The sequence below is a fragment of the Ruegeria sp. AG1 genome, from assembly GCF_056541705.1.
This window is the reverse complement of sequence record NZ_JBQFYU010000019.1, coordinates 1-18164: the sequence shown is the minus strand read 5'-3', so window position 1 is coordinate 18164 and position 18164 is coordinate 1. Positions and strand designations below refer to the sequence as shown.

The window sequence follows — 18164 nt, the reverse complement described above, 5'->3', positions numbered from 1 at the left end:
CCCCGCATCAGATGATAATATGCTTGATGTGGGGCTTGGCATCCACAACAAAAATTCTGGAAACAATATGAAAATCCAAGCGCTTGTCCTTGCATTGGCGACTGGCATTGTTGCGGCCTCAGCAATCGCCGATGAAAACGCTTCAAACCCTTTGGCCGCAGTCAATAACACGGACATCCGGTATCAGTATTTTGATTTGGGCAACGGTGCTGACAAGCAGGACGCCTTTATAGATGGCGCATACATGCTGCGGCCTGATCTGAAACTGAAATATGAGTTGCACTACAACTCAACGGATGTGACTGGAACTCGGTTCACTGACTTTGAGAAATTGAGCCTCAAAGCGATCTATTTCCCTTCTCAGAGACCGCTCAACGAAACGTGGGCCATCAAGTCGGCCATTGGTCTGGAGTGGATACTGGACTTTGGCGACCCGGAAAAAGGGATCGGAACCGGGTCCGATCAAATTGCGCCTTTTGGCGGGTTCGCCTTTGCAAACACGAAATCAGGGCTGACGCTGATCCCACTGCTCCAGCATTTTGCATCATACAATGGCCCGACGGACATAAACCAAACCGCGATGCGGTTGATTGCGCTACAACCGTTTGGCGATGGGTACTGGGCCAAGGCTGATATCAAAGCACCATATGACTGGGAGAACGATGCTTGGCCAGCGACCGCTGAGTTCCAGATTGGCAAGAACCTCAGTCCTGGCATCGCAATTTATGCTGATTTCCTCATCGGTATAGGTTCCGACCGCCCCTACGATAAAGGTGCCGGCTTAGGTTTGCGTTTCAACTACTAGTTCACCCACACCCAACCTCGGCGAAGATCATCTATGTCACAGTCCAGAACTCTGTTCAGCCATTTGTTTTCTGCGTCTATCTTGACCCTTCCTGGAACTGCCTTGAGCCAATCCCTGCCCGCTCCGGGTCGGTAGGAAATAAATTGGCGTCACGCCGCATCATTCTATCTGTTCACTCCGCTCTGAACTCGGGGAAGATCAACAGTCTCTGGGCGATCCGCTGAGGTGGATTTGAACCTTGAAACTGAATCCGTCGTTCGCGCTTCTAATCCCCAGCCATCGATGCTTAGGCCCAGAGTTCTGAGAAAATAGACTTCTAATACGATCTGTACCCAAGACTTTGCAAAGTCCGCTTTCTGCGCTTTGCTGTCATTGGAGCATCGTGCAGCATTGGTCAAAATAGAATCTTCCAACACTTTCGCTTCGCGCTGTGCCAACGGCTGATAAGCCGCGGACATAGATCTCGTATGTTTGCCCGGGACCTCTGTCGCGCCAACGTTTTAGCGCTTCGCCCATCGCCGCATATCGCCGGAATTTCCACATCTTCCGCACCCTGTTGAAAACGGGAGGACATCACCCGCATGGGGTGATCGGTGCCCCTATTCAACAAAATCCGTTGACCGCCGTAACTTCCTCAACGCGCCAGGCCAAGTCGGGGCAAGGTTCAACACCAAAATTTTTTTACGAAGTAAACGATCGGCGGTTTGAAGACGCAGGACAACTCCTCCTGCGGCGACATTCTAACTATCAAAGGCATTCACGAGATGGCGAACTTTGCTGCGAGTGACACAGGCGAGAATGTATTCGAAGCATTTCCAAACTTGCCTGATGAGATGCTTGGGGCTGAGATCGAGTATCTCCGTAGCGTCGTTGCCGAAGGTGCTGCCAAGGGTGAAGAGGGTGGCTCAAGTGATAAATGCACGAACGCTGCGCAAAGCATTCGAACTACAAAGATCCATTTTTATGATCTGCGGCAGAAATCTCGGCAACCGGACGTCGATACCGATCCAGTGAGGGTCCATCTTTTTCCAGACGTCGGTGCTCAGCCTCTACACCGGCCCGCGCTTCTGAGACCCATTTTGCTCGATCGTTCATTTATCTAACCCGTGTTTGAACTTTCCGTCGCCGTCCATCCCGACTTCGATCCCGCGATGCCGAAGATCGGCGTAGAAAACTATTGCTTCTGAACTCGGACATGCCATCTTTTCAATGAACTCGCCCGCCCATATTCCGTGTTCCTCCTCGGTGAGGTCATTTGGCGACAGTTTGCCCTTGAGCGCTGCTTTCAAGCACTTGCTGACAACGCTGTTCTCTTTGTGCTCCTATGTCATGCCGCTATAATAAATAGAAATAATTTGGTGACGCCTTACGGGCTTGGTGCAACAAGGGAATTATGCGCACGTGCATTTTTGAAGGATAGAGTCAGATGACGGTATTAGAAATCGCACTGAACATCGCAGGTGCCGGCATTACCATCGCCGGGTTCGTCTATGTGCGTCATCTGCTCGAGACCGCTGGACGGGGTCGCATCAAAGATCCTGATCTCATATCCGAGTTCCGCGAAACAGCACCGTATCATTTGCTGAATGAACTGGTGTCTGGCTAAAGAACCTTTTCATCGTTTTGCACCTTCGAGCTCGAGTCTCTCCGGTCTTGGCCGATTGAAGTCGGTCTGGCTTGGCTTGAGCGGCTGTAGGTTTCTGTAAAGACCTGACTGGCTTGCACGCCTGCGAATTGGGATCCATCTGACAGGGGTTCAAGATCCGAAAAGATCCATGATCTACACGGCTCTACCATGCCTATTGCCTGGTTGGCGTGCCGATGTCGTTAGAGAATGGTTGCTGGACATCGATCAGGAAATTACACGGATTTCTGACGCGCCAGAGTTCGATCAACGTTAGCTTGATCGACTCCTCGGGCGATGGGGCCCACGGATCCATGATTTCGAACACACCTGAACAGAAAAGCGCGACCTGCTTATCTGCTAAGGAAGCATCATCAGATACTCTTGTCTCAAGGAGGTAAGGGGGAGGATTTTTTGAACCTCACCCGCGACGGTTCAAAAAATCCTCCCCCTTACCCCTAATTGATTTCTCTCAGGCGAAAGCACAAGGGATAACTTAATGAAAAGAAATGAAAAAAATTGAATGGCTATCCCATTTACAACAGTCGCCTACCATGCCCCCCAATCACAATTTGCCGGATGATCCGTCTGAGATGACCGATCGACTGGATTCCGCGTTGGACGCAATGCTCAAGATTGGCGAGATCATTTCAGAAAGCGAAATCGCCCAAGTGGATGAAGATGTGGATTGCCCGATCTAAAGCTGCCCGTTGACGCTTTTTTGGGTTGGTCGAATTAGGACAACCCCGCCATTGGTCTGATGTTTCTGCGATCCGGATCAGAGGTTCTGTCTGATGATCGGATGACAGGGATAGAGACGCGAACTGATCATTCACCTGACCCCGTTTTTGTGAGGTCCAGTGATTGGTCAGTTCGTTTTCCTATTCCTGCAATCTTCCAGTTGCGCCATCTGCGCGATGTGGCCGCCAGTAAGACCACGTTCAAAAAAGTTGAATTTTTTCCGAAATCGATTTCCGGAAAATCCAAACACACCAACTTTCTTCCTGCAGCAAAGAGCATGTCTTTGCAATCACCCTTAACCACTTGTATACACAGTGTAAATCGATGGGTAACCCAAACACGCCAAAGTTCGTCTTGTTCGATGAGGCACAACTGAACGTCCAATCGGGCGCAACGCTCGATGAAATTACAAGCGCCCTGTATGATCTAATCTATGATGAGATCGCTCCCTATGACGATTTGGGCGATGAATCGATCGAACTCGAATGGATCGCGTCGGAACGTCTCGATACGTCAAAGTATCTGGGCTGGAGTTCGCATTCTGAATCGTCCGAAGAGAACGATGATTGGACAGCTTCGTTCACCAAAATTCTTGCCGATTGCACCAGTCTGCCAGCACCCCTCATAGACGCTTATGTGAAATCAGGCAAAAAAGCCGAAATCGGATATTGGCTGCGACATAACCTGGAGACTGGCGCAAGTTTCCGCCAGGGCCTCAGCAGACCTCACGAAGACACTTTGATGTCACTTGAGCGCGCCCGTGTCCCGGGGTTTGTTCCCAGCAGTTGTTACTATGATAGCAGGTCCGAAGATCCATGTGACGCACGTCCGAAGGACTTCGGTGACGGGCGACGAATCCTCGTCGAAATGAAAGTAGATTGGAGTTGGTGAATCCTGACCTCAATTCATCGCCGTAAGTGCGGTATCAGTGGCGCTCCGGAAACCGCCGGCGAGAATGTACTCGGCTGGTTCTTCCTACGCCTCGATACTTTGGAGCTGGGGTCATTCGATCCCGGTTTTACGAGGCCGCCTGAGATAGAAACTTGCGCCGAAACATTGGGCGGCCTGCATGGTGTATATCTCCTAAATATTTAACATAATTTAGCTTCTGCGTTTTGGGTTGTTTTCATAACCATCTTGTCGGAGTACGTAAATAATGGGACTGAATTATTGAGACTCGCCTCCCATTGAATTCAACACCTTAGGTTTTTTCGCTTGTTTAATGTTTCGATGGTTCAGGCGCTTCAAGTCTCAGTCAAATGAACGCCAGTGAGCCTCTTAGCAACCTGGAAACCGGCGCAGTGTATCTTACTTGAGTTTGGTTGATCAGCACAATGCTCTGCGCCAGCACTGGGCCCAAACCTGCCGCTAAACAAAATCGGTGATCGCTTCAATGTGGTCCAACAAAGCCGCCATTCGCCGCAGCTGCAAACTTGAGTGCCCGGCGAACCAACGGTCTGCGGACAAAACCTGCCTCGGTGTTTCTCTCTCGAATAACTGTTGTATGCGCTTTGCAGTCGCGATGTGAGACACCTCTACTAAACCCTCCAGCAAATCCGTTGTGATTAGCCGACAATGCACTCTTAGGCTTCGCACGGAGAATCAACCGCCAGATGTTGTACTCGGAAGCCCGCCTTTCAGAACTCCATCTTTTTGGTAGACAAGTTCAAATGCCAAATTGACGCCTTGTGACAGCAGGCGGCTCAGATCGTTCAATAAGGAACTCTCCAATTCCAGAGCCAGATCGTCGCTGTCGGTTTCATCAATCAGCCAAGCCATTTTGAGTAATCGCTGACCAAAAGATGTGTTGGTGAAGCATCCTCCTCAACCTTAGAGAAACGTCCAATGGGCTCACGAAATACATTGTCTGTTTCATCGTCATTGACGGTCGAGACCTCACCAATCAGAACATCCCCACCTTCGCCCCAGAACGCGTGCCAATCACCAGGGCGTAAAGTGACGCTTTCACCGGGCTCCAAGCGCAGTTTCTCACCCGGACCAAAGTTGTGGCGGATGCCGTCTAACCAGACCACACCGCCACAGTCTTCTGCAAACCCACCGGTATCATCCGAGCCGTAAAGTTCCACGACCAAAGTTGCGCCGCCGCGGTTGATGATATCTTCGGCTTTCAGAACATGCGTATGCGTAGGCGACAGCTGATCCTGCCGTGATATCAACAGTTTCTCGGCGTAGCACATGCCACCGCCCTTGGCTAAGTCGCTCTGTAGACCGTTACGCAGCGTAAAGAGAAACAGGCCCATCCTATCAAAATCACCGTCACCATAGTCAGTGATATCCCAGCCGCAACGCGCGTCTATGACGTGTCGGGCGTCACGTTCGCGTGCCTTGAACTCCTCGGGTGTCCAATAGGCGAAAGGTGGCAACGTGAAACCGTGAGAGCGAATTACGTCGTCTGCATGCGCCATAATCTCGTTGATGCGCGAGCGTTTCATGCGGGAACTTTTTGAATTTTAAGGGTTTCGATTACCATTGCAGCCGTCCAGGTGAAGTCTCCGCCACCACACGGTTCGCCGCTGATCGGATCATAGTATTCCGCAAAGCCACTTTTCTCGATCAGACGCATGCTATCTGCTAATAGACGTTGTGCCATAGCCTCTTGGCCCGCCAGGATCAGACCATCGGCGATCATATAGTTCACAATGAGCCATGATGGTCCTCGCCAATAGCGCCTGCTGTCAAAGGAGCTATCCGCAGGATCATGACTCGGCACCAAGTAAACACACCGCTGGGACAACAAGTTGATCCTTGCCACCAAAGCTTCAGCACGTGCAGTTGGCACTTGTGCAAACGCCGCAAGTATTCCGCCGACCGTAGGCGTGTCCTGCAAAATTCCCGCAGCGCGGTTGTAGCATGTGTATTGCCCAAGCTTTGGGTTCCAAAGACTTTCCATCGCCGCACGACCCTTTGCCGCCATCGCACGTGCTTCAAGGGCCATATCGGGATCACCTATGAGTTCGGCGAGCTCCGCGACATCGTCGCAGGATCGTATCAGGATGGCATTAAACCCCGGATCAACAAGGCGGAAAGGCGAAGCGTCATGAAGTAGTGCGTTGTCCCAACCCAAACGTCGAAAGGTTTGGACCAACCAGATATACCTTCGGTACTGCTCGTCCGTCGGACGATGATCAGGGTTGGCGTGTGTTGTATCGCGCCGTGTAAATGATGCGACCCCCTCCATGGGAACGCCTTCTAGCGCCTCGTCCCAATCTACTGAATTATCTCGCCCAGATTCCCACGGGTGGATGATCGCAACGAGACCAGAGGCTTCGGGATCACGATGCTCGTAAAACCATTTATGCCAGGCATGAATCTTGGGCAGTAGATTAGCAAGCCGCCTATGCGCTAGAACTTTGTCTTCCGAGCGATCAAAAATCTTGCGCAAGGCAAAGCCAGCGACGGCTGGCTGCGTAATACCTGTCGTGGGTACGTCTCGGTTTGTTCCCCAAACGTCGGGGCCAGGGAAATACCCATCATCAGGTTCATGGAAAATGATATGGGGCACCATACCGTCGGCCCATTGATGAGCCATTAAGGTCTCGATTTCGACCCATGCCCGATCAATATCGTAGTGTGAAAAGCCAAGCGCAGATAGAGCGCTGTCCCAATTCCACTGGAAGGGGTAGAGACCATGGGTGGGCACGGTGTAGCTGCCCCGGTCATTTCCGTCCATGACTTTGCGGGCCTGATCAATCAGCGCTTGGCTCATTGTGCTTCTCCTTTAGGCGACGGCCAAAGTGGTTTCTGGGTCAAACCAACGCCCCCTGCCCTCTTGGGGCGCCAGCGTAAGTACATCGCCGGGCTTCACGCTAAGCTCACTGTCCAGAACAGCGCGGAACTGGTGCCCGTCGACATCACAGGTTACCAGCAGATGTGCGCCCAAGGGCTCAACAACCTTGGCGCGTGCTGCAAAGCCTGCATCCGTGATGCGCAGATCTTCCGGGCGAATGGCCCACTTCAGATTTTTGCCACTTGCCGGTCCATCAAAGCTCTGTCCCGCCACTGTCCAGCGACCAGAGCCCGCAGCTTCAGCGGGGAGGAAATTCATCGGTGGATTGCCGATAAAACTGGCCACAAACTCGGCCGCTGGATCCCTATACACCTCGATAGGCGAGGCTGCCTGAACGATTTTGCCCTGATGCATAACGCTTATCCGGTCAGCCATTGACATGGCTTCGACCTGATCGTGTGTCACGTAGATGGCGGTGGTTTTGCTTTCGGCCAAAACACCTTTTAGCTCAGCCCGCATTTCCATCCGCAACAGTGCGTCGAGGTTCGAAAGCGGTTCGTCCATCAGGATCACATCAGGTTCCATTGCCAACGCCCGGGCAACCGCCACACGCTGACGTTGTCCGCCTGACAGCTCGCCCGAATAGCGCTTTAAGAGCTGCTCGATATGCATCAAACCAGCGGTACGCTCGACCCGGCGCTTGACCTCGTCATCAGGCAGTTTCTGCATCCGCAGACCAAAGCCAATGTTCTCGAACACCGTCAGGTGTGGAAAGACCGCATAATTCTGGAACACCATCGAAATGCCGCGATCCTTGGGCGATAGGTGATCCACACGACGCCCTCCAATCCAAACTTCACCGGTAGTAGCTGTCTCAAGTCCGGCGATGATACGCAAAAGAGTAGACTTACCACAGCCCGAGGCCCCAAGAAGAACCATAAATTCCTGGTCTGCGATGGTCAGGTTGATGTCGTGAAGAGCTTGGTAAGACCCAAAGCTCTTGGCGACGTTCTTGATCTGAATTTCAGCCATAACAGTTTCCTTTCAGCCACCGCTCAGCGGTTGGCGATGCCCCACATGGCAAAGAGATATTTGCGCACAGCGAAGATGAAGATCAGCGCAGGCACCACGAGGATGAAGCCGCCTGCGAATTTCAGGTGCAACGGAGCTTCCCCCAATGTCTGCAATAGGAACGCGGGAAGCGTCCGGTTCTCGATGGTCAGCACGGCGGCCGCGAATACTTCGTTCCAAGAAATCACGAAGGCAAAGATCGCCGAGGCCGTGATACCTGGCAGCACCAAAGGCAGGATCACCTTGGTAAATGCGGTCAAACGCGTGCAGCCCAATGTCCAGGCAGCTTCCTCCAGCTCCAACGGAATGCCCGAGAAAAGCGAGAAGGTGATCAGCACCGCGAACGGAATCGCCAGGGTCGTGTGCACAAGAGACAGGCCAAAGGCTGTGTCATCCAGCCCGGTGCGGATAAAGAGAACCGCAAGCGGAAGCGCCAGAAGCGGAAGCGGGAAAGCCCGCGTCAGCAAGATCAGCAGCCGGAACAGCTCTTTCCCGCGAAACTCAAACCGAGAGAGGGCGTAGCCAGCCGGCGCTCCGATGGTGATTGACATCACCATCGTCAGCACTGCAACCACCACCGAGTTCCACAAAGCCATCAGCATCCCCTGGAACCCCATGAAGAAGTTTATGGATCCCATATTGAACTCCGGAATGAAGCTTTTCGGGAAGCTGTTCACCGTTTCCGGTGAAGACATCGTGTTCACGAACAATAGGTAGAGCGGTACGATCACCCAGGCACACAACAAGATCACTCCGGCCCGGTAGATCCCCCTGCCCGCCTTGCGGGCGTCAGGGGCTACAACATCAGCTACAGCGGTCATATCGTTGCTCCTTTCGGGACACGTAGTGCGCGCATGATGAGCAGAGTAAAGACGATCGAGATGATCAGAACGATGATCGCCAGTGCAGCTGCTCCACCGCCATTTTGCAGGTCAAATTGGTAGGCATAGATTTCGCCCATGAGCACCGGGAAGAGCGTGCCACCGAGCGCTGCGACCACTGCAAAGACTTCAAAAGCCAGAATGACGCGCAGGATCAATGCTGTTTGCAGCGAAGGACGCAACATTGGCAGGGTGATCCGTGTGAATTGCTTCCACCGGGAGGCTCCAAACACATCGGCGGCCTCATAATATTCTTTCGGGATCAAACCGATGCCCGCCACCAGGATCACAAGCATGATCGCGGTCGCGCGCCAAATCTCAGCCAGCATGATCGCTAGGAAGACGATCCACGGGGATTGATAGCTAAGCAAGCTCACAGGTTGGTCCGTGACACCAAGTCCCACCATCATCGAGTTCAGGAAACCCGATTGCTCGAAGATCGCCAACCAGATGATACCGGCGGCAAGGTCAGAGATGCCAAGCGGTATGGTCCAAATGTACAGGACCAGATCGCGGCCCTTTTGCATCTTTGTAACCATCGTGGCCATCAGAAGGGACAGTGCCAGCTGGATTGGCACGACAGCGGCGGCCAGAAGGAATGTATTCTTCATCGAAATCGGGAACTTCCAGTAGCTCACAACCTCACGAAAGTTATCCAGTGAAAAACCGTTCTCAGTTCCAAACGCCTCCTGCGCAACCAGCACAAACGGGTAGAGGAAAAATAGACAGAGAAACAGGGTCACCGGGAGGATCAGAAAGTATGGCAATAGCCGCGCTTCCATCGGACCGCTCCTTAGAATTGGGAAAATGCTGGGAAATGGGCCGCCGTCAAAACGGCCCAGCTATTTGTTTGGATTTATTCGACGGGACATGGGCCGTCTGAAGGCGCATCAGGGGCCCAGCAGGGAGCGCCAGTTTCGTTCATGATCTTTTCAAGCTGTTTCTTTTGATCTTCCAGAACCTGTTCGATGGGTTGCCCCGCCAAAACAATGCGCTCGAACGTGTCCACATAGACACGGTTGAAATCACCACCCATGCTGCCCAAACCTGCAGGCAGCAGTCCAGGATTGGCGTCTGCTGAACCGCTCATTGTTGCAACTGCTTCGCCTGCTGCCTTGACCGAAGGCGGCAGATCGTCTGGCAGTTCAACATCAACCACGGGGAAGAAGTTGGTTGCCTTTAGGGTTGCGATCTGCGTCTCAGGCTGCATCAGAAAAGTTACCAGAGCTTTCGCGCTTTCGGCATCTGGCGCGGTACGCGGGATGGCAACACCTGCCAGAACAGGCATGAAACCGCGACCAGTCGGACCCGCAGGTGCCGGGAAGGCAACGAAGTCGTCAGGGCGCTCGTTGAAGGCTTGCGCCAGACGTGAGGTGTGATCAAAAACGATCCAGGCATCGCCATTCAACAGCTGTTCCTGCATGAAAGAAAAGTTGGTCGATGCAGGGTTTGTGTGGCTCCACAGTTCTTTGAATTTCTCCCACGCCGTCACGGCCTCCGGCGACGCAAAAGTACGCACAACACCATCTGTGTAGGACGGATAGAGGTAGCCCTGGAAGAACCGGTGCTTCAGCCCCTTGGGACCCGCAGGAAAGCCGAATTTTTTTTGGCCGGTCGCTTCTTCAACATTGGCCGCCCAGGCAATCAATTGGTCATAGGTCAACGCATTAATGTCAGCACCGTCAGGCAAGTACTGCAGCGCTTCGGTGTTCGCGGCCATGATATAGCTCGCTTGCATCCAGGGCATGTAGTGAAGGCTGTCGGTTCCAAGCTTGGCCAGGTCGTTAAAAGTGTCTGAGGCCGACGTGACGCCCAGATCGCCGAGATCCATCAGGTCTTCGGGGTTCATCGCTGAGAAGTTGCCATGCAAGGACCCCAGCAAATCAATGCTGCCCGAACCAGCTTGCAACTCGGCTTGCAGACGGGTCAACCACGGCCCATCTTCGTTCGGCTGGTAATCAACTTCGCCATCAAAACCGCCGAGGACCTCGGTCCGCATCGCCTGCGCTTCTTCAGCAGGTCGGGCCTGCGTCGACCAGAACAGAGTTTCCGCTTGTGCGGCAGCGGCACCAACAAGCATGGCAACACCGGATACGGCACCCGCCAGTTTCGAATGAATAGACATGTTTTCCTCCGTTATGCCTGAGGTTGACCGAAAACTGGCAACCTCCCTCCCTCGCCGACGAACTTGGATTAGCCTATGGCGAATGGAGGCACTATGATACAACGTTATATCACGAGTCAAGTCTGAGATCATTTCGTATTCGCTTTAATTTACTTGATATTTTTTTAGCCTCCTGCAATTTTAAAAGAACGTTATATCTAGAAACTGCTGCCACGATGAAAAAGCCCACCCTATCCAGCGTTGCCAAAGAAGCGGGCGTATCGGTTCCCACCGTCAGTCAGGTGATGCGCGACACCGGTCGGATTTCAGAGAAGACACGCCAGAAAGTCCTGAGCGCAGCGAAGCGACTGCGCTACGTTCCAAACCATGCGGCGGCCACCATGCGGTCAGGTGAAAATCGCGAAATAGGGTTTATGCTTAACACCCTGGCAAACCCGTTTAATTCTGAAGTAGTCAGCAGCGCTGTAGACCTTCTTGAAACTGAAGGTTTCATGGTTTCGATTCTCGATGCGCAAGACGAACTTCAACGCCAGGCTCGTCTTATGGAAGCGTGTATCAGATTCGGTCGAGGTGGATTGATATGGGTTCCGGCGATCGACACAAACGAAGAATCATTAGAGCTTATAAAGGCTCATAGCGTACCCACGGTCACCTTCATGCGAAAGGTATCAAAGTCTCTTGACTACGTCGGCGTTCTGAACACCGAAGCTCTGAGTCAAGCCACCCAGCATTTGATCGACTTAGGGCACAGGCACATTGCCTATTTTGGCGGTACCGAGCAAACATCAGTACGTGAAGAGCGTATATCGGGATACCTAGACGCACTTAAGCAGCTGGATGGCGTTCAGCCAATTGTTTGGCCTTGTGAGGAGAACAAGCGCGCCGGTTTTGACGCAATCGCTGCACTCCGCAAGCAGCACCCCGAGGTGACAAGCATCGTCTGCAATGGTGATGTTGCCGCACTTGGAGCTTGCTTGGGATTGATCCGGTCCGGATTAACGCCAGGACAGGAGTTTTCGGTCGTGGGCTTCGATGACATCGAGGATGCCAGTATCTCTACCCCTGGCCTTACTACCATGGCGATCAATCCCAAAATGCTAGGCACGCGCTTGGCCGAGATCCTGCTGGACCGAATGCGTACACCAAATCTCCCCGTTCGGCATCTCGAATACTCCGCAACGCTGAAAGTGCGAGAAACTTCAGGAGTCGTGCCCAACCCTTAAAAACGTTTCAGCTCAGACTGTTACAGCAGCAGGTCGATACTCGTACAGCGCGTGGAACGAAGGATTAGTTTGCGTTGCGTTGCACCCTGGCATATCGACATCGTTTTCCCTGTAGTTATCGAACAGCCTTATGTCAGATGGAAACAAGAAAAAGCACTCAAGGAAGGTTGGCCAAAGGGTAACAACCATTGCAGACCTGTCCGAACATACTGGACTTTCCAAGAGCACCGTCTCACGAGCACTTTCCGGCTATTCCGACATATCAAAGGAAACAAAGCAAAGAGTACAAGATGCTGCGAAAAAACTTGGTTACCATCCGTCAGCAATCGCCAGATCCATTAAGACAGGTACGAGCCAGTCTGCAGCCATTATTTTGCCGCAGTGGTATGAGGAAGCTAATGCACTAGCAACGCTCGAATTGATTGAAGGGATTAGCAATGAGCTCCTGTCAAACGATTGGACGTTGACTGTTTGTTCGACGAACGGTCTTGATAGTCTCTCAGAAATTCAGCGCCTAATCATTCAAGAAAAACGCGTCGATGGTTGCATCATACCCGCTCCGGCGACTAACGATTCGCGCATTGAGATGTTAACTGAATTTGGGGTGCCTTTTGTCACCTATGGCCATGTTGACGGCTTAGACAGCCTGTATTGCGATGTCGATATCGATGGTTGTATCGCAAACTCTTTGTCCATTCTTAAAGACAGCGGACATACCAGAATTGCGTTTGTAGAGCTCAATAAAAACAATATCAAACCCGATCATTGGTTGCATGGCTTCCATCGGTCGATGAGCCAATCTGATTTGACCGTAGTACCAGGCTTTCAGAGTAACGGCAGTTCAAGCGTGCAAGATGCTAAACAATTTGCTCAAGTCCTGCTGTCGTCAAGCAACCCCCCAACCGCTTTTCTGTGTGCAAGTGATACGGTTGCCTTCGGGGTGTATGCGGCGTGCCGAGAACTCGGGATTCCAGTTGGTGATCAAGTCTCGGTAATTGGATTCGGAAATCACACTTTGATCGATTGCATCTCCCCTGGATTGACGAGTTATTCGGTCGACTACCGAAAGTCTGGTTCCAAACTGGCAAACCTGCTCTTGGACCATATACAAAATCTGGACGCCCCTAGGTGCGGGTATCTCGAAGAAGCAGTCCTGGTCCGTCGAGAATCTGTGGGGCATAGGGATTCAATTGCAAGCTCTTGAGTAGAAGGGGAACCACCAATATTGCTTGGAGATCAGTTTTTATGCCAGCCGGGTTTGGAAGCAGTAGGGTTGCTCGGTTCCGCAACGATCTCAATATTGGTGGTTCTCTGCCAGAAAACGCACAAAGTGCACGGTCAGATTCTCGCGCCGTGACTGATCTGGCCACACCGCATAAATCCCGAGTGGGCGCAGCCTCCAATCGGGCAGAAGTCGTGCAAAGTTTCCCGATCTCAAGCCACGTTCGGCCAGATATTGAGGCAACACAGTAACACCAAGGTTCTGTTGTGTTAGATGGTGTAACGCATCAACGTTATCGACCTGGATCTGAGGGTTACCTGCCACCTTCGCGATCCTTCCGTTTCGAGCGATAAACTCGATGGTGTCAGACCGCTGGGCATAGCTGATCCAATCCCAGTCCTCTAAATCATTGGGTTGCTTTGGCTCAGGTCGAGACGCAGCATATTCAGCGCCAGCAACAAGAGCTCGGTCAATTTCACCCAGTTTTCGAGACATCATCGAGCTGTCATCAAGCCAACCTACCCGAATATTCAGGTCAAACCCGTCATCGATCAGATCTACAGGATGATCGGTAAACGACAGAGACAACGCCACATGCGGGTACTGTCTTGCAAATTCACCCATGGTGGTCAAAAGCTCTGACGACGACATGAAGGCCGGTACAGAAACTCGAAGCGCGCCAACAGGCTCAAGCGACAGCGCGTTCAACTCATTCAAACCGGTTTCAGCGCTTCGTATCATGTCGACCACACGGGCATAGAACACTCGGCCTTCATTGGTCAGCGCTATCTTGCGTGTTGTGCGATAGAGTAAAGTAGCACCCAGAAAGTTCTCAAGTTCCGTTACCGTTTCGCTGATGCGTGACGGCGCCAGGCCAATACTTTTTGCTGCCGCGCGAAACGAGCCCTCATCCACGACGCGGGCGAAGATAGCCATATGTCTAAGATGCTCAATCATTGTTCGGCTAAACAGAACTATCTTATCGGAGTTTAGACAATTTTCATAACAGTGCGGCGAAAATATTTTGTGTGCAAGTCAGACGGAGCAAACCGATGCAACTGCACGCGACATTTATTACTCAACGGGGCGGGCGGTATATGGCGGCCTTGTGTCACCATTTCGGTCGTAAGGTTGAAGCATGTTGCGACGAGGATACCGGCTGGGTGAAATTCCCATTTGGTCGATGTGACCTCAACCAAGATGCTTCGGGTCTGCACGTGTTGGTCAGCGCAAGTTCTCAGGCGAACCTAGAACGGGTGGTTCAAGTAGTCACCAATCATCTCGAACGTTTCGCATTCCGTGAAAACCCGGAATTGGAATGGATCCACACCGCGGGAACGCAGCCCGACACCACGAGTGAATTCACCCCTCATCCTTAAATTGGAGCATCACATGACGATCAAAAACCTAGCGCTTTCGGCCGCATTCGTTTCAGTTGCAGGTGGAGCAATGGCGGACGACACCGCGACCGTGCAAAAATTCTATGATTTGCTTAGCAATCCAACGTCACAAGATCACGTGGCAGCCTTTGAGGCGTCAGTCTCTGAAAATTGGGAAAGCATCGGCGACTATTCAGGGTCCAGCAAGTCCAGCGAAGCCTTCCTAAGCCAAATCGGAGGTTTCGGGAAACTGATTCCGGATCTTGAATGGTCTGTACAAGCCATGCATCAGGCCGGGGATTTCGTGACCGTCCGCAGCCGCGCCACCGGTACGCCTGTTGGACCAATGTTTGGTGTCGACGGTGAGGGCCGGAGCTTCGACATCATGACAATCGATATCCACGAATTGAACGACGGCAAGATCATTCGCTCTTACCACGTCGAAGACTGGGCGGGTGCGCTGCAGCAACTCGCGGGTCGATAGTCTGACAATCAATTGAGCTCCGGTTCTGAGCAATTGGACAGGACGTCTTGAAGGGAAAATGGACATGGAACGTAGAAATGCTTTGAAGGTTCTGGGGCTCTCTGCTTTGGCAACCACCCTGGGCAATCAGGTGACTGCCGCTGATGGTGATGCGGACACGCAGTCAAGTTTTGATACCGTGATGGCATTCATGGGCGCTATGGGTAGCGGCGACATGGAGAGCATGGCCAACCTTATGGCAGATGACATGGTATGGCACAACGAAGGTGACACTACATTGCCTTGGGTAGGCGGCGCCGAGGGAAAAGAGGCGATTTTTGAGTTTCTCAGTGTATTCTCGTCAAACTTTGAAACCACAATGTGGGAAAATACCGACGCTTTCGCGTCCGGCGACACTGTCGCGGTTTTCGGTAAGATGAACGGGAAAACGACAAAGTCCGGCAAGGACATCGGCGAGTTTTCCTTCGCGCTTCGCGCCAAGGTTCGCGACGGGCAAGTCGTCTTGTGGCATTGGTTCGAAGACAGTTTCGCGGTCAGCCAAGCCTATCATGGATAAAGCTTGTCAAAAGGAGATTGGATCATGGAAGTTCACCGCCTGATTTGGACAGCTTCCTTTGTTTGCACCTTCGGGGCTTCCCACGCACTGGCCGACATCACGAACTTGCCAATGCGTGAGACACCAATTCCGCGGACAACGGACGGCGTCCCGCATGTTCAGATTGGCGTAAAGCCAGTCCCCGAGTTATCCGAAGCCCTCCTAGGAAAGGTGTCGGAATTGCCCGGTGTTGAGATCAGGCAAACGGTCGTGTCCTTGCCAGGAGCGTTGGGCTTTTGGATCACTGAAGATACAAAGCTGGCCCGACCGGACGTCATCGTCGGCGGTCGCGAGTTTGCCCACATACATCCCGACGGCAGCCTTCATGCGTCCCTGTCACCGGCGCTCGCTAAGATGGCAGCCGAAAAAGGATGGGCCGTCAGCCATCCCTGGGCAGATCAAAGACCAGGTTGGGGCGGCTTTGTCATGATCTTCACGCCGATGAACACGGACGAATTGGAAGTGGTTTTTGATCTGGTCCAGGCATCATACGAGTTTGTGACGGGCCTGGGCTTATCATCAAACTGAATTGACCCTCTGTCCCTTCAATCTGAAGTGAAGAAACTAGCCGCGCGAATTTTCGACGGAACACTGTTATTGACAGGTTCAAACTAGAACGTGGACGCTCCAACAATGAGGTTCTCAGTGCTTAGGCAAGTATTAAACTCTCGTTACTTTGTTTGGGGTCTTATCGCGCTGCCTTCAGTTCCGATGGTTCTTGCCCTGATATCTGGTCAACCTGGAAGAGAAGGTGAACCTGTTACCGAGCTGCTCCTGCATCCGACTGGTGAATTCTCAGCCCGTTTTCTGATTGTCGCAATGATACTCACGCCGATGCGTATGCTGTTTCCGGCCTCTAGATTCTGGAAATGGATGATGAAACGACGCCGGTATTTTGGAGTGGGTGCGTTTGCCTATGCGGCGTTCCATACCGTTCTCTATCTGTTTGATATGGGTAGTGTTCGGGCCATTCTTGGAGAGGCATTGGCTCTGGGGATTTGGACCGGCTGGCTCGCTTTCTTCGTATTTATACCACTTGCGGTGACCTCCAATGACTGGTCCGTCCGAAGGTTAGGCCCGGCTTGGAAATCGCTCCAACGCTGGGTCTATGTGGCAGCAGTTGCGACGCTGCTGCACTGGGTTTTCGTCCACAACAACCTTGGACCTGCACTTGTGCACTTTGTGCCCTTGGCTGGACTCGAAGCGTTCAGAATCTGGAAAAACCTCAGTCGCAGACGCGCACGCGCTGCTTAACGAAAGGACAGCAAATGAAGACGTGGATTCTGGCCATATCGATTGCACTTCCGACAACGGTTCAGGCTACTGGCATGTATCAGTGTGAGCCGGTGGAAGCTGAAAACTGGCTGACTAAAGAGCAACTGACCGAGAAGATCACTGCGGACGGTTGGACCGTGAACCGCATGAAACAGGATGGTGGTTGTTGGGAAGTTTATGGAAGCATGCCAGATGGCAAACGTGTTGAAGCTTATTTCCACCCTTCCACTGGAGAAGTGCGCCTGATCAACCAGAGAGGCACAATTCTCTACCGAGCGGGCGACTAAATTTTGATGGTTTGGCTGGTTTTTTCGCAAGTTTTAGATGGTGCTTTCGTTGGAATTGGCGATTTAGCTTAGGCGAACGCTCCTAGTGATATGAACGTCGGCATTTGACGCGACAGTTCGCGTGGTTAGCGCAGGCGGCGTATGTCTGAATTCCACCCTGTTTTCAAAACCACTTTGCCGGGAACCGTAGCAACAGCCGATCAAGTTCATTGTTCTGCTCCGGCTCGAGCTCGGATCTTAGTTCTTGCATCAAAGGTGCCCTACGAGAAGCGTTGGGGTAGCTAGAAAACCATGAATTCTAGAGTCTCAGAAACTCAAAACCCTAAGTAACTGATTTTGTTGGGACCACAGTTCCAGCAATTAAGTGATCCGACACATCTGTCGGAATGCGTAAATAATGGGATGGAATTGTTGAGACTCGCCTCCCATTGAGTTCAACATCTTAGCGTTTTGCGCGTATTTATTGTTTCGATGGTCAGGCCAAACTTGTTCGAACAGGCCCTCTGTCAGAACAACGAAGGAAATTCTTCCTCCAAGTCTAAGCCAAGTAGGCCCCTTGGTAGCATGCTCAGTCAGATTAAATGCCGTGCATTTTGGCGGTGCTACCGCCCCATCCAGCCCCCGTCGACTACAAGGATTTCACCGTTGACGAAGTCCGACGCGGCAGAGGCCAGAAAGACCACCGGTCCGGCAAAATCATCAGG

At 52.3% G+C, this 18164-nt stretch carries 23 protein-coding genes; 13 read left to right on the top strand and 10 right to left on the bottom strand.

The window, feature by feature from the left end:
- The first annotated feature begins 19 nt into the window (after nucleotides 1-19).
- Together ACR0B5_RS21860 and ACR0B5_RS21855 are read left to right on the top strand one after the other, a co-directional pair.
- Nucleotides 20-805 (top strand): hypothetical protein, encoded by a 786-nt coding sequence (locus ACR0B5_RS21860; RefSeq protein ID WP_170334740.1) that lies wholly within the window; start codon nucleotides 20-22, stop codon nucleotides 803-805.
- Between the two features lie 704 nt (nucleotides 806-1509).
- Complete coding sequence (locus ACR0B5_RS21855) at nucleotides 1510-1908, top strand: hypothetical protein (protein WP_480543419.1); 399 nt, start codon at nucleotides 1510-1512, stop codon at nucleotides 1906-1908.
- Here ACR0B5_RS21855 and ACR0B5_RS21850 read toward each other — a convergent pair.
- A complete protein-coding gene (locus ACR0B5_RS21850; RefSeq protein WP_480543417.1) occupies nucleotides 1897-2094 on the bottom strand; it encodes a hypothetical protein in 198 nt (65 codons plus the stop codon). The genes ACR0B5_RS21855 and ACR0B5_RS21850 overlap by 12 nt on opposite strands.
- A gap of 137 nt (nucleotides 2095-2231) precedes the next feature.
- On the opposite strand from ACR0B5_RS21850, the gene ACR0B5_RS21845 reads away from it, so the two are divergent.
- The 3 genes from ACR0B5_RS21845 to ACR0B5_RS21835 all read left to right on the top strand — a co-directional run bounded on the left by ACR0B5_RS21845 (nucleotide 2232) and on the right by ACR0B5_RS21835 (nucleotide 4061).
- Nucleotides 2232-2411 carry a hypothetical protein gene (locus tag ACR0B5_RS21845; RefSeq protein WP_170662936.1) on the top strand — a complete coding sequence of 60 codons (180 nt, stop codon included), beginning with the start codon at nucleotides 2232-2234 and terminating at the stop codon, nucleotides 2409-2411.
- A gap of 572 nt (nucleotides 2412-2983) precedes the next feature.
- Nucleotides 2984-3130, top strand: a complete 147-nt coding sequence (locus ACR0B5_RS21840) for a hypothetical protein (protein ID WP_480543415.1) — start codon at nucleotides 2984-2986, stop codon at nucleotides 3128-3130.
- A 364-nt stretch (nucleotides 3131-3494) separates the two neighbouring features.
- Nucleotides 3495-4061 (top strand): hypothetical protein, encoded by a 567-nt coding sequence (locus tag ACR0B5_RS21835; RefSeq protein ID WP_170662940.1) that lies wholly within the window; start codon nucleotides 3495-3497, stop codon nucleotides 4059-4061.
- A gap of 711 nt (nucleotides 4062-4772) precedes the next feature.
- On the opposite strand, the gene ACR0B5_RS21830 is transcribed toward ACR0B5_RS21835, so the two are convergent.
- The 7 genes from ACR0B5_RS21830 to ACR0B5_RS21800 form a co-directional block, all read right to left on the bottom strand.
- Entirely contained in the window at nucleotides 4773-4949 is a 177-nt protein-coding gene (locus tag ACR0B5_RS21830) for a hypothetical protein (RefSeq protein ID WP_170556208.1), read from the bottom strand.
- Nucleotides 4937-5623: a D-lyxose/D-mannose family sugar isomerase gene (locus ACR0B5_RS21825; protein ID WP_170659192.1), complete on the bottom strand. Its 687-nt coding sequence runs from the start codon at nucleotides 5621-5623 to the stop codon at nucleotides 4937-4939. The genes ACR0B5_RS21830 and ACR0B5_RS21825 overlap by 13 nt, the downstream gene beginning before the upstream one ends.
- Nucleotides 5620-6897: an MGH1-like glycoside hydrolase domain-containing protein gene (locus ACR0B5_RS21820; protein WP_170556210.1), complete on the bottom strand. Its 1278-nt coding sequence runs from the start codon at nucleotides 6895-6897 to the stop codon at nucleotides 5620-5622. Before ACR0B5_RS21820 ends, ACR0B5_RS21825 begins: the two co-directional genes overlap by 4 nt.
- Before the next feature lie 12 nt (nucleotides 6898-6909).
- The gene (locus ACR0B5_RS21815; protein ID WP_170556211.1) at nucleotides 6910-7950 is read right to left on the bottom strand and encodes an ABC transporter ATP-binding protein; all 1041 of its coding nucleotides are present in this window, start codon (nucleotides 7948-7950) and stop codon (nucleotides 6910-6912) included.
- 23 nt (nucleotides 7951-7973) lie between these two features.
- Entirely contained in the window at nucleotides 7974-8810 is an 837-nt protein-coding gene (locus ACR0B5_RS21810; RefSeq protein WP_170336599.1) for a carbohydrate ABC transporter permease, read from the bottom strand.
- Nucleotides 8807-9652, bottom strand: a complete 846-nt coding sequence (locus tag ACR0B5_RS21805) for a carbohydrate ABC transporter permease (RefSeq protein ID WP_170556212.1) — start codon at nucleotides 9650-9652, stop codon at nucleotides 8807-8809. The genes ACR0B5_RS21810 and ACR0B5_RS21805 overlap by 4 nt, the downstream gene beginning before the upstream one ends.
- Before the next feature lie 74 nt (nucleotides 9653-9726).
- A complete protein-coding gene (locus ACR0B5_RS21800) occupies nucleotides 9727-10995 on the bottom strand; it encodes an ABC transporter substrate-binding protein (protein WP_170556213.1) in 1269 nt (422 codons plus the stop codon).
- A 23-nt stretch (nucleotides 10996-11018) separates the two neighbouring features.
- Here ACR0B5_RS21800 and ACR0B5_RS21795 point away from each other — a divergent pair, with 23 nt between their 5' ends.
- Together ACR0B5_RS21795 and ACR0B5_RS21790 are read left to right on the top strand one after the other, a co-directional pair.
- Nucleotides 11019-12218, top strand: a complete 1200-nt coding sequence (locus ACR0B5_RS21795) for a LacI family DNA-binding transcriptional regulator (protein ID WP_425085866.1) — start codon at nucleotides 11019-11021, stop codon at nucleotides 12216-12218.
- A 130-nt stretch (nucleotides 12219-12348) separates the two neighbouring features.
- Nucleotides 12349-13422, top strand: coding sequence for a LacI family DNA-binding transcriptional regulator (locus tag ACR0B5_RS21790; RefSeq protein WP_170663358.1), 1074 nt, complete (start codon nucleotides 12349-12351; stop codon nucleotides 13420-13422).
- Nucleotides 13423-13512: 90 nt separating this feature from the next.
- On the opposite strand, the gene ACR0B5_RS21785 is transcribed toward ACR0B5_RS21790, so the two are convergent.
- Nucleotides 13513-14397 carry a LysR family transcriptional regulator gene (locus tag ACR0B5_RS21785; protein ID WP_170556215.1) on the bottom strand — a complete coding sequence of 295 codons (885 nt, stop codon included), beginning with the start codon at nucleotides 14395-14397 and terminating at the stop codon, nucleotides 13513-13515.
- Between the two features lie 95 nt (nucleotides 14398-14492).
- Here ACR0B5_RS21785 and ACR0B5_RS21780 point away from each other — a divergent pair, with 95 nt between their 5' ends.
- The 6 genes from ACR0B5_RS21780 (at nucleotide 14493) to ACR0B5_RS21755 (ending at nucleotide 17460) form a co-directional block, all read left to right on the top strand.
- Complete coding sequence (locus tag ACR0B5_RS21780; protein WP_170556216.1) at nucleotides 14493-14819, top strand: DUF2218 domain-containing protein; 327 nt, start codon at nucleotides 14493-14495, stop codon at nucleotides 14817-14819.
- A 13-nt stretch (nucleotides 14820-14832) separates the two neighbouring features.
- Complete coding sequence (locus tag ACR0B5_RS21775; protein WP_170663356.1) at nucleotides 14833-15303, top strand: ester cyclase; 471 nt, start codon at nucleotides 14833-14835, stop codon at nucleotides 15301-15303.
- Between the two features lie 64 nt (nucleotides 15304-15367).
- On the top strand, nucleotides 15368-15859 hold the full coding sequence (locus ACR0B5_RS21770) for a nuclear transport factor 2 family protein (RefSeq protein WP_425085869.1): 492 nt from the start codon (nucleotides 15368-15370) through the stop codon (nucleotides 15857-15859).
- Nucleotides 15860-15883: 24 nt separating this feature from the next.
- Entirely contained in the window at nucleotides 15884-16426 is a 543-nt protein-coding gene (locus tag ACR0B5_RS21765; protein WP_425085870.1) for a luciferase domain-containing protein, read from the top strand.
- A 183-nt stretch (nucleotides 16427-16609) separates the two neighbouring features.
- Nucleotides 16610-17152 (top strand): protein-methionine-sulfoxide reductase heme-binding subunit MsrQ, encoded by a 543-nt coding sequence (locus ACR0B5_RS21760; RefSeq protein ID WP_480543409.1) that lies wholly within the window; start codon nucleotides 16610-16612, stop codon nucleotides 17150-17152.
- Between the two features lie 14 nt (nucleotides 17153-17166).
- Nucleotides 17167-17460, top strand: coding sequence for a PepSY domain-containing protein (locus ACR0B5_RS21755; protein WP_170663350.1), 294 nt, complete (start codon nucleotides 17167-17169; stop codon nucleotides 17458-17460).
- A 602-nt stretch (nucleotides 17461-18062) separates the two neighbouring features.
- Here the strand turns inward: ACR0B5_RS21755 and ACR0B5_RS21750 are convergent.
- Nucleotides 18063-18164: SDR family oxidoreductase (locus ACR0B5_RS21750; protein ID WP_480539838.1), on the bottom strand; the 102-nt coding region annotated here is incomplete at its 5' end.